15 protein-coding genes are annotated in these 13664 nt (G+C 69.1%); 4 read left to right on the top strand and 11 right to left on the bottom strand.

Annotation, left to right across the window (positions count from 1 at the left end; genetic code table 11):
* Positions 1–29: 29 nt before the first annotated feature.
* The 6 genes from AU188_RS25675 to ssd are packed head-to-tail and all read right to left on the bottom strand — an operon-like array spanning position 30 to position 4152.
* Positions 30–311 carry a TadE family type IV pilus minor pilin gene (locus AU188_RS25675; RefSeq protein WP_353612103.1) on the bottom strand — a complete coding sequence of 94 codons (282 nt, stop codon included), beginning with the start codon at positions 309–311 and terminating at the stop codon, positions 30–32.
* A 41-nt stretch (positions 312–352) separates the two neighbouring features.
* Complete coding sequence (locus tag AU188_RS01125; RefSeq protein WP_059162250.1) at positions 353–559, bottom strand: DUF4244 domain-containing protein; 207 nt, start codon at positions 557–559, stop codon at positions 353–355.
* Between the two features lie 23 nt (positions 560–582).
* Positions 583–1152, bottom strand: coding sequence for a type II secretion system F family protein (locus AU188_RS01120; RefSeq protein WP_059161865.1), 570 nt, complete (start codon positions 1150–1152; stop codon positions 583–585).
* Complete coding sequence (locus AU188_RS01115; RefSeq protein ID WP_059161864.1) at positions 1149–1928, bottom strand: type II secretion system F family protein; 780 nt, start codon at positions 1926–1928, stop codon at positions 1149–1151. Before AU188_RS01115 ends, AU188_RS01120 begins: the two co-directional genes overlap by 4 nt.
* Positions 1925–3091: a TadA family conjugal transfer-associated ATPase gene (locus AU188_RS01110; RefSeq protein ID WP_059161863.1), complete on the bottom strand. Its 1167-nt coding sequence runs from the start codon at positions 3089–3091 to the stop codon at positions 1925–1927. Before AU188_RS01110 ends, AU188_RS01115 begins: the two co-directional genes overlap by 4 nt.
* Entirely contained in the window at positions 3088–4152 is a 1065-nt protein-coding gene (gene ssd, locus AU188_RS01105; RefSeq protein WP_059161862.1) for a septum site-determining protein Ssd, read from the bottom strand. Before ssd ends, AU188_RS01110 begins: the two co-directional genes overlap by 4 nt.
* A gap of 415 nt (positions 4153–4567) precedes the next feature.
* Between ssd and AU188_RS01100 the strand changes: the two genes are divergently transcribed.
* The gene (locus AU188_RS01100; protein ID WP_059161861.1) at positions 4568–5425 is read left to right on the top strand and encodes an HAD-IB family hydrolase; all 858 of its coding nucleotides are present in this window, start codon (positions 4568–4570) and stop codon (positions 5423–5425) included.
* Positions 5426–5864: 439 nt separating this feature from the next.
* Here the strand turns inward: AU188_RS01100 and AU188_RS01095 are convergent, their stop codons facing one another.
* Positions 5865–6617, bottom strand: coding sequence for a Fic family protein (locus tag AU188_RS01095; protein ID WP_059161860.1), 753 nt, complete (start codon positions 6615–6617; stop codon positions 5865–5867).
* A gap of 123 nt (positions 6618–6740) precedes the next feature.
* Here AU188_RS01095 and acs point away from each other — a divergent pair, with 123 nt between their 5' ends.
* Complete coding sequence (gene acs / locus AU188_RS01090; RefSeq protein ID WP_059161859.1) at positions 6741–8702, top strand: acetate--CoA ligase; 1962 nt, start codon at positions 6741–6743, stop codon at positions 8700–8702.
* 8 nt (positions 8703–8710) lie between these two features.
* On the opposite strand, the gene AU188_RS01085 is transcribed toward acs, so the two are convergent.
* Positions 8711–9418, bottom strand: a complete 708-nt coding sequence (locus AU188_RS01085) for a S1 family peptidase (protein WP_059161858.1) — start codon at positions 9416–9418, stop codon at positions 8711–8713.
* A 138-nt stretch (positions 9419–9556) separates the two neighbouring features.
* Between AU188_RS01085 and AU188_RS01080 the strand changes: the two genes are divergently transcribed.
* Positions 9557–10066 carry a phage holin family protein gene (locus AU188_RS01080; RefSeq protein WP_059161857.1) on the top strand — a complete coding sequence of 170 codons (510 nt, stop codon included), beginning with the start codon at positions 9557–9559 and terminating at the stop codon, positions 10064–10066.
* Entirely contained in the window at positions 10067–11044 is a 978-nt protein-coding gene (locus AU188_RS01075) for an alpha/beta fold hydrolase (protein ID WP_059161856.1), read from the top strand.
* Here the strand turns inward: AU188_RS01075 and marP are convergent.
* Genes marP through AU188_RS01060 form a run of 3 tightly spaced genes read right to left on the bottom strand, consistent with a single transcriptional unit; the run spans position 11041 to position 13651 of the window.
* A complete protein-coding gene (marP, locus tag AU188_RS01070; RefSeq protein ID WP_059161855.1) occupies positions 11041–12228 on the bottom strand; it encodes an acid resistance serine protease MarP in 1188 nt (395 codons plus the stop codon). The two genes, AU188_RS01075 and marP, sit on opposite strands and share 4 nt — an antisense overlap.
* Complete coding sequence (locus tag AU188_RS01065; protein ID WP_059161854.1) at positions 12225–13007, bottom strand: NUDIX hydrolase; 783 nt, start codon at positions 13005–13007, stop codon at positions 12225–12227. The genes marP and AU188_RS01065 overlap by 4 nt, the downstream gene beginning before the upstream one ends.
* A complete protein-coding gene (locus AU188_RS01060; protein ID WP_059161853.1) occupies positions 13004–13651 on the bottom strand; it encodes a TlpA family protein disulfide reductase in 648 nt (215 codons plus the stop codon). The genes AU188_RS01065 and AU188_RS01060 overlap by 4 nt, the downstream gene beginning before the upstream one ends.
* Between the last annotated feature and the right edge of the window lie 13 nt (positions 13652–13664).

The raw sequence follows: 13664 nt of genomic DNA, 5'->3' as shown, positions 1-13664 counted from the left end.
CCGCTGCGACAAGGGTTGCCGAACCGTCGTCAGCGTGAAGCTGGTTCCACGGCCGCCACCGCTTTCGCTTCGACGGTGAGTCCCGGCAGCATCGCGGACCGCGCAGTGACGGTGGCGACGACGAAGGCGCCGTCGCGGCGGATGAGCACGGCGGCGCCTTCGGGCGCGAGATTCCGTACCACATCGCCGCCGTTGTCGCCCCGGGCGGCGAGCCGTGCCGCCTCGCGGGCGGCGTCGACACAGCGGATGTGCGTCGACACCGCCGCGAGACCGGCCACACACATGATGAGCACCGCAACCAGTGCGGCCACCGCGAACGCCGCCTCGACCGTGGCGCCGCCACGCTCACCGGCTAGACGTTGGTGTTGAGCGCGCGGCTGATGATGTTGGTCAAGGCGCTGACGATCGAGTCGCCGGTGACCACCGTGTACAGGATCGCGCCGAACGCGGCGGCGGCGATCGTGCCGATCGCGTACTCGACGGTCGACATGCCGTCCTCCTCCACCATCAACAATGCCAGTCGTGCTTGCAACGCACGAATCCGCTTGCGCACCTTCATCTTTTCTCCCCACTCGATACCCTTCACAAGATCCCCGACTGCAGCACGTCACCGGCCAGGCCGGCGACCACGGGCACGATGCCCAGGCACACGAACGCGGGGAGGTAGCACACGCCCAGCGGGCCGGCGATCAAGACCGACGCCCGCTCGGCAGCGGCACGGGCCGCATCAGCGGCGTCGTCACGCGACCGGCCCGCCAACTCGGTCACGCCCTGCGCCAGCGCCGTTCCGGAGGACGCCGAGCGCCGCGCCAACCGCAGCAGCGCGTCGGCGTGGCGGTCCGCGTCGGCCGGAGTCGCCCATGCAGTCGACGGATCGGCGCCCAACGCCAGCAGGTCTGCAGCGCGAAGCAACAACTGCGCCAAATGTGATGGCGCCGACGGGGCCGCGGCGGCCGCGGCACTAGACACGGCCATCCCCGAACGCAGGCAGGCGGCCAGCACGTCCAGCGTCGAAGCGAACGCCAGCGGATCACCTGGCCCGCCTCCATCGGGTATCCCCCGCGATGAGACCGGAGTGCCGCGAACCCGCGCCCGGCTGTCAACGCCACCGACGAGCAACGCGCCGGCGAGAAGCACTGCCGCAAGCGTCATTTGACCACCCCGCCGGTTATCCGGTCCGACCAGGTCAGGCCCAGGCAGGTCAGCGTCACTCCGACGACGAGCAGCCACTGGCCACCCGTGAACAGGAAGCGCAGCGGTTCGGCACCGATCAGTTCGCCGAGCCCCACCCCGAGCAGTGGCAGCGCCGCGAGCACCGTGGCGGTGGTGCGTGCACCCGCCATCCCGGCATTCACCTGTGCCGAGAACCGTTCCCGCGCAACGATGTCACGGTGTGCGGTGTGCATCAGTGCCGCGATCGCGAGGCCGTGCGCCTGAGCCAATTGCCAACAGGCCGCGAGTCGCTGCCAGTGTGCGGGCATCGCTGACCGGCCCGCCACGCTGTGTAGCCCGGCTGCGACGTCGGCGCCCATCCGTGCTCTGGCTGCCACCGTTCGCAGCGACGCCGCGACGACGCCGTCGACTTCCGCTGCGGCCGCGTCGAATGCGGCTACCGGATGCGCACCGACTCTCAGCTCGCCGACCAGGACGTCCAGCGCACCCTCCAGTGCTTCCGATTCCGCTTTGCGTTCTCGCTGCCTGCGCCGGCGCCGCCGGCGGGCCTCACCGGTGAGCGCGGCGATCGCTGCCGCCACGACGACCCCGAACGGGGCAACCGCAAGCAACGCGAGCAGGCCGATCGCCAGCCAAGGTGCGACCGGAATCCGCCTCGACCGGCGGTCGCCTCCCTCGTACACGCGGATCGACCGCCGACGCGGGCCGGGTGCGACCAGAAGCGCCAGCGCAAGGGCCAGCGCTGCGCCGCTCACAACGCGCCCCGCTGCCGGAGGAGGTCCCGCAATCGCTCGGTGCCGCAACCGAAGCCGCGCTCGAGGTGCCACGCCGTCGAAACCCGGACCTGGCCGTCCAGCCCAGCCGTCAGGAATGCGATCTCACTGAGCCGGCGCTTGCCCGCCCGGTCACGGTCGACGTGGATCACCACCTGCACCGCGGCTGCAAGCTGGCTGTGCAGCGCGGCCCGGTCGAGACCGCCGAGCGCGGCCAGCGCCTCGAGGCGGGCGGGGACCTCGCCCGGGCTGTTGGCGTGGACGGTACCGGCACCGCCGTCGTGACCGGTGTTGAGCGCAGCGAGCAGATCGACCACCTCGGCGCCGCGTACCTCGCCGACGACGATGCGGTCGGGCCGCATCCGCAGCGCCTGCCTGACCAGATCCCGCATGGTCACCTCGCCTGCGCCTTCGACGTTGGCGCAGCGCGCGACGAGTTTCACCAGATGCGGATGTGCCGGAGCGAGTTCCGGGGCGTCCTCGACGCAGACGATGCGTTCGGTCCCGGCAACCGCGCCCAGGACTGCGGCCAGCAGTGTCGTCTTGCCCGCCCCGGTGCCGCCGGAGATCAGGAACGCCAACCGGGCTCGAACGATGTCGTCGAGCAGGGACGCGGCGGCCGGTTCGATGGCGCCCGCGGCGGTCAGCGACGCCAGATCCTGGGTGGCGGGCCGCAACACCCGCAGGGACAAGCACGTTCCCGCGGCGGCGACCGGCGGCAGGACCGCATGCAGACGGACCGTGAACTGGCCGGCCCCCAGCCCGGTCAACTGGCCGTCGACCCATGGTTGAGCCTCGTCGAGGCGCCGTCCCGCGGCCAGCGCGAGCCGTTGCGCAAGCCTGCGCACGGCGTCCTCATTCGGAAACCGGATCGGGCTGCGGCGCAACCCGTTACCGTCGTCGACCCACACCGCGTCCGGCGCGGTGACGAGGACGTCCGTGGTGCCCTCGGCACACAGCAGCTGGTCGAGCACACCTGCGCCGGTCAACTCGGTCTCCAGCAGGCGCAGCCCGCTGAGCACCTCACTGTCGCCGAGCAACCCGCCAGATTCCGCGCGGATCGCCGCGGCCACCACCGTCGGCCGCAACGGCGCCGACTCGGTGGCGAGCCGCTCGCGCACCCTGTCGATCAACGAGTCACTCATGCGGCAGAAACCCCCGGATGCTGCTGCAACACAGCGAGCACTTTCCGTGCCGCACAGGCCAGCGGCGACCGTTGCGGGATCTTCAGCCCGCCGCGCTCGAGGGTTGCGGCCAAACCGGGTTGGGGACGCATCGCCGCCAGCAGCGGAAGCCCGACGATTCCGGCGACCTCTGCCGATCGCAATCCCCCCGGCGACGGACCGCGCACCACCACGCCCGCGTTCGGGTTCACCGTCGACACCCACCGTGCGACGACGGCGGCCGCCGCACACGACCGCACATCGGCCGACGCCACCACTACGGCGAGATCCGCTGCCGCCAGAGCGGTCTCGGCGGCCGCGGTCGATCGCCTCGGCACGTCACACACCACGGTTGCGCCGCCGCGGCTGCCCGCGTCGATCACCGCTTCCAGCGGAGCGGCATCGACGTCCCCGCCACCTCGGCTGCCCGACAACACGCTCACGCCCTGCACCCGCGGAAGCGCATCGCGCAGTGCCGCGTAGCTGAGCCGCCCGCCCCGCAGCTCCAGATCAGGCCAGCGCAGGCCAGCTTCGGCTTCGCCGCCGACCACGAGATCGATGCCGCCGCTCCACGGATCGGCGTCGAGCAGGAGCGCATCGGTGGCGACCCGCGCCAGCGCCGTCGCGAAGACCGATGCACCGGCGCCGCCCCGGCCGGCGATGACAGCCGCCACCGCGCCGCGGCTGCCGTCGTCGTGCACGCGCTCGGCGGCCTCGGCCAACTCGGCCATCAACTCGCCGTCCTGTGCGGGCAGGGTCAGCACTCGCTGGGCGCCCACGGCGATCGCCGCCTGCCAGTCGGCGGCGCGCGGTTCGACGCGGCCCACCAGCACGACGCGGGTGCGGCGCGGCAGTGCGCGCGCCGCACATCGCTGGGCACCCGTCGCGTCGAGCACGATCGCGGCCGCGTCGGTCCAGACCTTGCGACTGGACGGCTCGATGGCGTGGACCACCGGTACGCCTGCCGCCGCGCACACCCGGTCGACGTCGTCGCGGAGCGCAGGGTCGTCGACCAACGCGAGATATCCACTTAACGAAGCCACGGGTCGAGCCTGCGCCCGACGGTTCGGGGGGCGCTAGCGCCAAGCCCCAGTCTGTGGATGAACTCCATCATGGGGATAACGGCGGAAACCGGCCAACCGAAAACAACGTTCCGCAACTCTTTGGAATGGCAACACGTATCCGGAATGCGAACAGCTGCCGAAAAAGGACGACCCCCGCCAGGGGGGGAGGAGGCGGAGGTCGTCGTGTATCAGCCCCGGGGGGTCGGGCTGATGCACCCCCGACATAAGCCGGGTAACGCTCACTATACACACGCCAGTCGTCGGCGGCGCAAGTGCTGGTTGCGTCGGGAAACACCCCGCTTTACGGAATTGTCAGGCCGCCGACAGGTGTCATAACCTGCCACTTTGTACAGTCGCCCGCCGATTGTCACGCGGCGGCCCCTATGCTGGCGCTGTGACCGTATCCGAGCCGGCGGCCGGGGGTTCGAACACTCGGCAAACGGGCGTCCCGACGGGCAGTCCGGTCCGCACCGCCGCCTTCTTCGATCTCGACAAAACGGTGATCGCGAAATCCAGCACACTGGCTTTCAGCAAACCCTTCTTCGAGCAAGGGCTAATGAATCGGCGGGCAGTGCTGAAGTCCACCTACGCCCAATTCCTGTTCCTGATGTCCGGCGCCGACCACGATCAGATGGATCGCATGCGCGCGTACGTCACCAACATGTGCGCGGGCTGGGACGTCGAGCAGGTGAAGGCGATCGTCGGCGAAACACTGCACGACATCGTCAACCCGTTGGTGTTCGCCGAAGCGGCCGAGTTGATCGCCGACCACAAGTTGTGCGGCCGCGATGTGGTCATGGTTTCGGCTTCCGGCGAGGAGATCGTCGCACCGATCGCCAGGGCGTTGGGCGCCACCCACGCGATGGCCACCCGGATGGTCGTCGAGGACGGCAAGTACACCGGCGAGATCGCCTTCTACTGCTACGGCGAGGGCAAGGTGGCGGCGATCCGGGAACTGGCGGCACGTGAGGGATACGCGCTCGAGCACTGCTATGCCTATTCCGACTCGATCACCGATCTGCCGATGCTCGAGGTCGTCGGCCACCCGAGCGTGGTTAACCCAGATCGCGCGTTGCGCAAAGAAGCCGTCGCGCGGGGATGGCCGGTGCTGAACTTCTCCAACCCGGTGTCGCTGCGGGACCGGATCCCGGCACCGTCCGGCGCCGCCATGGCAACCACTGCGGCGGTCGGTGTGAGCGCATTGGCGGCCGGCGCGCTGACCTATTCACTGTTGCGGCGCTTCGCTTTCTAGCCGAGGATTCGCGAATTAGCCAACACGCGCGTAACGATCCGGACTACCGCCGATTTTGACCCTTGATGTGACCGCCGTCACGGGGTACAAAGGAATCACGGAAGCTTGGAGAGGCCAAGACCGAGCCGGAAGAGAAGGCTCGGATCTCCCACTTCAGGCTCCCCAGCACGGATCCCGGCACCCACGCGGAGCACATGCCGCGGAATAGGCAAAAGTGTTGCGGGCCTGCGTATTTGCGAAGAGCGGACGACTAGAGTGGCCCTTTGGGTGGGGCCGAAGTCGAAGCGCATCGACAAGACGCCGAGGCCACCCACGCAACCCATGAGAGCACGCTTGGTAACCGGTGTCCGTGCTAGCGGGCGACGCGCCGAACCGACGTTCGGATCGTCGCCCGCTTTGCGTTGCTGGTCGTCGGAATGGTCGGTGTTGCAGCGACGGCTCAGGACGACGCGGCCTGCGCGATCGACAGTGCCTCACGGGCGCCGGCGTGCAGGGCGCGGCAGCTCAGCAGAATCCACGCGGTGAGACCGTCGGGCGTTCCTGACGAAAAGCCCCGCGCCGCAGCGGCGTAATCGCCCGACTGGCGCATCCAGTACACCTCCGGCACGCCGAGGCCATGCGGATCGAGTCCGGTGGTGATCGTCACCAACCGCGACGCCGCGCGGGCCACCACACCGTCAGCGACGCCGAATGGTGCGAGCGTGAGGAGTTCGCCGTGCACGACGGCGGCCAGCACGGGTGCCGACGCCCGAGTACCTCCGGTGAGGATGTCGGCCAACAGCGCCAGCCGCGTGCCGACGTCGGCGTCCGTGCGCGGTCGGCCCAGCCGATCGTCATCGGCGATGTCCGCGGCCGCCAACGCATGCAACCTGGCGATCGCCTGCAGTGGGGCTCGTTGCCACACCCCGACCAACGCCGTTGCACCGCCTTCCACGGCTTCGGACACCCGCAGCGCGCCGGCCAGCACCGGATCCGTGCCGTCGTCGGACAGTTGCAGCGCGCCGCCGTCCAGCACCGAAGACGCCCGGGCCGCGCGCAGAGCGGCCTCTGCGGCGCTGCTCGGCCAGCCGCGCAGGTTGGTCCGGTGCCGATGGGCTCGGCCAAGCGCTTCGCGCGCCTCCTCGGCTGCCTCCGCCACGCCGGGCAGGTCGGCAAGCGGCGCCAAGGGGTCTTTCGAGAAGCCACCCGTCACGGCAGCACACGCTAGCCGACCGTCGGCCCGGCGAGCCGCGCCGTTCACCCGCAAACGCCTCCGACGAGGCTGGTCTGTGACATGCATATGTGCGCCGCCGAGCCGGTGACTACCCTCACAGATATGACCGACACCACCGCACAGCACGCCCACGGTCCGTCCGTCTATCCCCCTCCGCCCGAGTTCGCCGAGCAGGCCAACGCCACTGAGGAGATGTACCGGCAGGCCGAGAAGGATCGGTTGGCGTTCTGGGCCGAACAAGCGAACCGGCTCACGTGGGAAACGGCTTTCACTGACGTTCTGGACTGGTCGGACGCTCCCGTCGCCAAGTGGTTTGTCGGCGGCAAGCTCAACGTCGCGTACAACTGCGTGGACCGGCACGTCGAAGCCGGCAACGGGGACCGGGTCGCGATCCGTTGGGAGGGTGAGCCCGGCGACAGCCGCGAGATCAGCTATTCCGATCTGCTGGCGGCGGTCTCGAAAGCAGCCAATGCGCTGACCGACCTCGGCTTGGTGGCCGGTGACCGCGCCGCCATCTACATGCCGATGGTGCCCGAGGCGATCGTGGCGATGCTGGCCTGCGCCCGGTTGGGCGTACTCCATTCGGTGGTGTTCGCCGGATTCTCGGCGTCTGCGCTGAAGGCCCGCATCGAGGACGCTGAGGCGAAGCTGGTGATCACCACCGACGGGCAGTACCGGCGCGGTCAGGCGGTGTCGCTCAAGGACTCTGCCGACGAGGCTTGTGAAGGGCAGAAGTCGGTGGAGCACGTACTGGTGGTGCGCCGCACGGGGATTGACATTCCGTGGACGGACGGTCGCGATCTGTGGTGGCACGAAACCGTCGACACGGCGTCACCCGAGCACACCCCGGAGGCGTTCGACTCCGAGCATCCGTTGTTTCTGCTGTACACGTCGGGCACCACCGGCAAGCCGAAGGGCATCGTGCACACCTCCGGTGGTTTCCTGACCCAGGCGTCGTACACCCATCACAACGTCTTCGACATCAAGCCGGAGACCGACATCTACTGGTGCACGGCGGATATCGGCTGGGTCACCGGACACACTTACATTGTCTACGGCCCGCTGTCGAACGGATGCACCCAGGTGGTCTACGAGGGCACGCCGAACTCACCGAATGAGCACCGGCATTTCGAGATCATCGAAAAGTACGGCGTCACAATTTATTACACGGCGCCCACCCTGATCAGGATGTTCATGAAGTGGGGCCGCGAAATCCCCGACGCCCACGACCTGTCCAGTCTGCGACTACTCGGCTCGGTCGGCGAGCCGATCAACCCGGAGGCATGGCGCTGGTACCGGGATGCGTTCGGCGGCAACAAGACTCCGGTTGTCGACACGTGGTGGCAGACCGAGACCGGTGCCATCATGATCTCTCCGCTGCCCGGTGTCACCGCAGCCAAGCCGGGGTCGGCAATGCAGCCGTTGCCGGGAATCTCGGCGAAGATCGTCGACGAGGAAGGCAACGAACTCGTTCCGGGCGCGGACGAGGCCGAGCACGTCACCGGATACCTGGTGCTCGATCAGCCGTGGCCGGCGATGCTGCGCGGCATCTGGGGCGACCCGGAACGCTACAAGGAGACCTACTGGTCCCGGTACGCCGAGAAGGGCTGGTACTTCGCCGGTGACGGCGCGCGTGTCGACTCGGACGGCTCCATCTGGCTGCTCGGCCGCATCGACGACGTGATGAACGTGTCCGGCCACCGCATCTCGACCACAGAGGTGGAGTCGGCGTTGGTGGGCCACTCCGGTGTGGCGGAAGCCGCGGTCGTCGGCGCCAGCGACGAGACCACCGGCCAGGGCATCTGCGCGTTCGTCATCCTCGAGTCACACGCTCAACACCGCGACGACGATGAGATGACCGCCGAACTGCGCGAGCAGGTGGCCAAGGAGATCGGAAAGATCGCCCGCCCCAGGGAGATTCATGTGGTGCCGGAACTGCCGAAGACCCGCAGCGGCAAGATCATGCGGCGGTTGCTGCGCGACGTCGCCGAGGGCCGCGAACTGGGCGATACGTCAACCCTGGTGGATCCCAGCGTGTTCGAGGCGATCCGGGCCAGCAAGTAGACGTCAGCTCAACCGGCGGCGCCCACCGGGACGAAACCCGTTCCCGGCCGGTTCTTGGCCGTGATGTCGGCGAGCTGGGTGTTGAACGACATGTTCACCGCGGGGGTGTGCAGCGGGATGTACTTGATGATGCACGTCGGCAATTCCTCGGAGAAGGCGCCGTGGATCATGCCGACCAGCCGGTTGTTGACCGTCACCGGCGCACCCGAATCGCCCGGCTGACCGCAAACCTGGTTGATGAACGTGCCGGGTTGCTCGCCGGGACCCCACGTCACGCCGCACGAGTAACCGGTGGTGCGGCCGAGCTTGCAGGCGACGTCGCCGACGACCGGGTCCGGCCCCAGTCCGTCGATCTGAAACCCGTTGACGTTGTTGACCGGGCGCACCTTCTGCGGGTCGAACTCGATCACCGCGTAGTCGAGCGCATCGTTGCCCGCCACCATCGTGCCAACCACACCGGCCGCCTCCGCACCCTCGGCGCTGACTCGGGCACCTGGGCCACCGCAGTGCGCCGAAGTGAAGCCGACGAGCTTGCCGCGGTTGTCGGTGCCGATCGCGGTGAGCGTGCACAGCGTCTCGCCGTTGACCACCAGGCCCGAGCCGCCGCCCAGCGGAACCCGCTCCTGGGCCTGTGCCACGGCGGGCGTCGAGAGCAGGGCGGCGGCGACGGCGATGGTCGCGGCGAGACGGCTCAGGCGGAGGCCGCTGGTCTTCACGTGAACGTTTCCCCTATCGACGCGCCCCGACCTGCCCTGCCTTGGATCGAGTCAGTCTATCGCCGACCGGCATCGTTTCAGCGCACGCCACATGGCAACATGAGTCGCGACCGAGACCTGAGTGCGGGAGGAACTGTCGTGAGCGATCGCAGGAACGGCGCGCCGACCACTGTGACGTCGATACCGCTGGTCGACCCGCATGCCCCGAAGGCCGACCCGTCCATCGGTGACCTCGTCAAGGATGCGACCGCGCAGGTCTCCACGCTGGTGCGGGCCGAGGTGGAGTTGGCGAAGGCCGAGATCACCCGCGACGTCAAAAAGGGTCTCACCGGCAGCGTCTTCTTCGTCCTCGCGCTGGTCGTGCTGTTCTACTCGACGTTCTTTTTCTTCTTCTTCCTCGGCGAACTGCTCGATCTGTGGCTGGTGAAGTGGGCGGCGTACCTGATCGTGTTCGGGCTGATGGTGATGGTCACCGCGGTGTTCGCGCTGCTGGGCTACCTCAAGGTGCGACGCATCCGCGGTCCGCAGAAGACCATCGAATCGGTCAAGGAAATCCCCGAAGCGCTGACGCCGGGCCATGACAAGGCCAAGGCGGTGGCGGCGGGTGACGGAAAACCGGCGTCGACGGCCGATCCGTCGGGCTGGTAAGTGCCCCCACCCGCTCCGTCGGTCGTCCGCATCGACGGGCCGTGGCGTCATCTCGAGGTGCACGCCAACGGGATTCGCTTCCATGTGGTCGAAGCGGAGTCCGACGCCGCACACCGCTCGCCGACGTCTGATGCCGCCGCTGCGGCTCCGGCCACCGAGCGACCGCTGGTGATTCTGCTGCACGGATTCGGCTCGTTCTGGTGGTCCTGGCGTCACCAGCTCCGAGGGCTGACCGGTGCTCGCGTGGTCGCCGTCGACCTGCGCGGCTACGGGGCCAGCGACAAACCACCGCGAGGCTATGACGGCTGGACGCTGGCCGGCGACACCGCCGGGTTGGTGCGCGCGCTCGGCCACAGCACCGCGACGCTGGTCGGGCATGCCGACGGCGGCCTGGTGTGCTGGGCCACCGCAGTGCTGCATCCCCGCGCGGTCCGCGCCATCGCGGTGGTCAGCTCACCGCATCCGGTGGCGCTGCGAGCCTCCGCCCTGCGGCGCCGTGACCAGGGCCGCGCGCTGCTGCCGTCGATGCTGAGCTACCAGGTTCCGATGTGGCCCGAGCGTTCGCTCACCCGGCACAATGCCGAGGAGCTGGAACGCCTCGTCCGCAGCCGGTCGAGTGGTAAATGGGTTGCCTCCGAGGACTTCTCGCAGACCATCGCGCACATGCGGCAGGCGATCCAGATTCCGGGGGCCGCGCACTCGGCGTTGGAATACCAGCGCTGGGCGGTACGCAGCCAGTTGCGTGGCGAAGGGCGTCGGTTCATGCGGTCCATGAAGCGCCCGATCAATGTGCCCGTGCTGCATCTGCGCGGAGACGCCGACCCTTACGTGCTGGCCGATCCCGTGTACCGCACACAGCGCTACGCGCCGCACGGCCGCTACGTATCCGTCGCCGGCGCAGGGCATTTCGCCCATGAGGAGGCGCCTGGACCGGTCACCGAGCAGCTGTCCCGGTTCCTGAGGCACGTTTACGGTTAGGTGATGCAGGCGCCGGTCGGCACCCGTTCGCTGTTGTTCAGCTTGGCGAGTTGATGGGACACCTCGTTGGTGGTCAGCACGAAACCGGTGTCGGCGTCGTCGACCGCCGCGCCGAACACCACGCCCAGTACGCGGCCTTCCCGGTCGATCATCGGCCCACCCGAGTTTCCTTGGCGCACACTGCCTCTGATCGTGTAGACCTCGCGCTCGACCGTGGTGGTGCGGTAGATGTCGGGGCCGCTCAGCTCGATGATCTCGCGGACGCGCGCCGGCGTGGCGACGAAGTTACCGCCGCCGGGATAGCCCATCACCACCGCGTCCGTGCCCGTGGTGGCCGGGGTGTCGGCGAACGGCAGCGGGGCCGCGGGCAGGTCCGGCACGTCCAGGATCGAGATGTCTGCCTGTGGGTCGTAAGACACGACGTACGCGTCGTAGGTCTGTCCGTCGGCCTCGACGGTGACGCTTTCCGAACCGGCGACCACGTGCGCGTTCGATATCACGCGATTGGTCGCGGCGACGAACCCGGTGCCTTCCAGCACCTTCTGGCATCCCGGCGCCACCCCGCGGATCTTGACCACGCTGGGCCGCGTCGCGGCCACAACCGGGTCGGCGGCAAGCGCGGCGTCGGGTGCGTCGACGGCGACGATCGGGGTGCGGCCGAACGGTTGCAACACGTCGGGCAGACCCGAAGTGTCCAGCAGCGCCGAAAGACGCGTCGGCACCGAGCGCAGCCAGTCCGGTGCGGCGTCGTTGACCTCTTTGAGCACCTTCGAGCCACGCACCGCGGCCGCCAGGTTGGGTTGGTCGGAGGACTGCAGCGGGTACGTCAGCATCCACGCCGCCACCAACACCGCGACAATCTGTATCGCCACGCCGACCAGCGAGTCGACCGCGCGCAGCGTGCGGTTGCGGATGGCGCTGCGCACCGCCCGGCCCAGCACGACGCCCGCGATCTCCCCGATGACCACCAGCGCGAGGATCAGGAACAGCGTCACGAACAGCTTGGTGCGCGGGCCGTCGATGTGCTCGACCAGGTGGGGTGCCAGCAGCACCCCGGCGACCGCGCCGAGCACCACACCGAGGAACGACAGCATCGACCCGAGCGCACCCGAGCGCCAGCCCGAGATGCCCGCGACGAAGGCGATTGCGAGGACCGCGAAGTCCACCCACTGTGACGATGTCATGGTTGTCCATCACCGTAACCGGCGTCGCCGCCGACGAGCGCCATTGCGTCCTCGAGTTCGCGCACGTCGTCGGTGTTCCACGGCTGGGACCAGCCCGCGACGTCGAGCATCGCCGAGATCACCTGGCCGGTGAACCCCCACACCAGCATCTCGTTGAGTAGAAACGCCGGACCCGCATACCGGCGGGTGTTGGCGCTGCGATACACCATGATTCGGTTCTCGGGGTTGACGAACGCCCGCACCGGGACGCGGGCGACGTGCGCGGTCTCGGCCTGGTCGACGACGGCCACCGGCCCGGGGTCCGGCGAGTAGGCCAGTACGGGCACCACGTGAAAACCCGACGGCGGGATGAACAGCCGCTCCATGGTCGCCAGTGGGTGCAACCGCCCGACGTCGACGCCGGTCTCCTCGTTGGCTTCCCGCAGTGCGGTCTGCACCGGGCTGTGGTCGCCGGCTTCGAATGCGCCGCCCGGGAAGGCGGCCTGGCCGGCGTGGTGGCGCAGTGTCGCGGCGCGGACGGTGACGAGCAGGTCGGCGTCCTCGGGCAAGCCGCCGGTCTGCGTGTCGGCCGGGCCGGAAAACAGCACCAGTACCGCCGCTTCGCGTCCGGCGGGCGGCGCTCCGAGCTGGTTCCGTTCGGCGGTGACCATGGCGAGCAGTTCGGGCGGCACCCGACGGCGGTAGACCTGCTTGACGTCGGCGGCGTTGTCCAACAGCGGCTTGAGCCACGGCGGGGCGGCGTCGGGGGTCAGCCCGCTGTCCTCGTCGACCCAACTCACCGCGCCGCTCCAATCTGTGAGTTCACCGCTGCGGCGATCTCGTCGGCACTGGTGAACGAGCGCGGCAGGACGTCGGCAACGCTACCGTCCGCGCGCAGCACCACGGTTGCGGGCATGACGTTGGGCACCCGCAATGCGGCGGCGATCAGCCGCCTGCCGTCCTGCAGCGTGGGCAACCGCACGCCGAGTTCGGCCAGTCGCAGCAGCGCCGCGGTCTCGTTCTCGTCCTGGTGCACGGTCAGCACGGTCACCGCCGAACCCATCCGGCGTTGGTATTCGGCCATCGCCGGCAGTTCCTCGGTGCAGGGCGCGCACCAGTACGCCCAGAGATTGAGCACGACGACGCGGCCGGCGACCGCCTTGGCGACGTCGACCGGCTCCCCGTTGCCGGCGCACTCCAGGGTGATGCCGTGCAGAGCTGCCGGTCCCGGCCCCGCACTCGGCGCCGGGCACCCGGGCAGATCGGCTCGCGCCCGCGGCCCGGCCAGCGCCTCGGCGGTGTCGGCGTCGCGCCGATCCCGCGCGCTGGTCTGCGACGGCGACTCGGGAGACCGAGCGTCGTCATCCAACTGCGCCCACAGGGCCCACCCCAGCGCCACCATGGCCACGAGGACCACCACGGTCCAACGAGTCGAGGTACGCACGGTCAGTCGACGG

Origin of the sequence: Mycobacterium sp. IS-3022, from assembly GCF_001500065.1 — a bacterium.
Lineage (GTDB): Bacteria > Actinomycetota > Actinomycetes > Mycobacteriales > Mycobacteriaceae > Mycobacterium.
The sequence above is the reverse complement of the archived record's forward strand: the minus strand, read 5'-3'. Positions and strand labels throughout refer to the sequence as shown.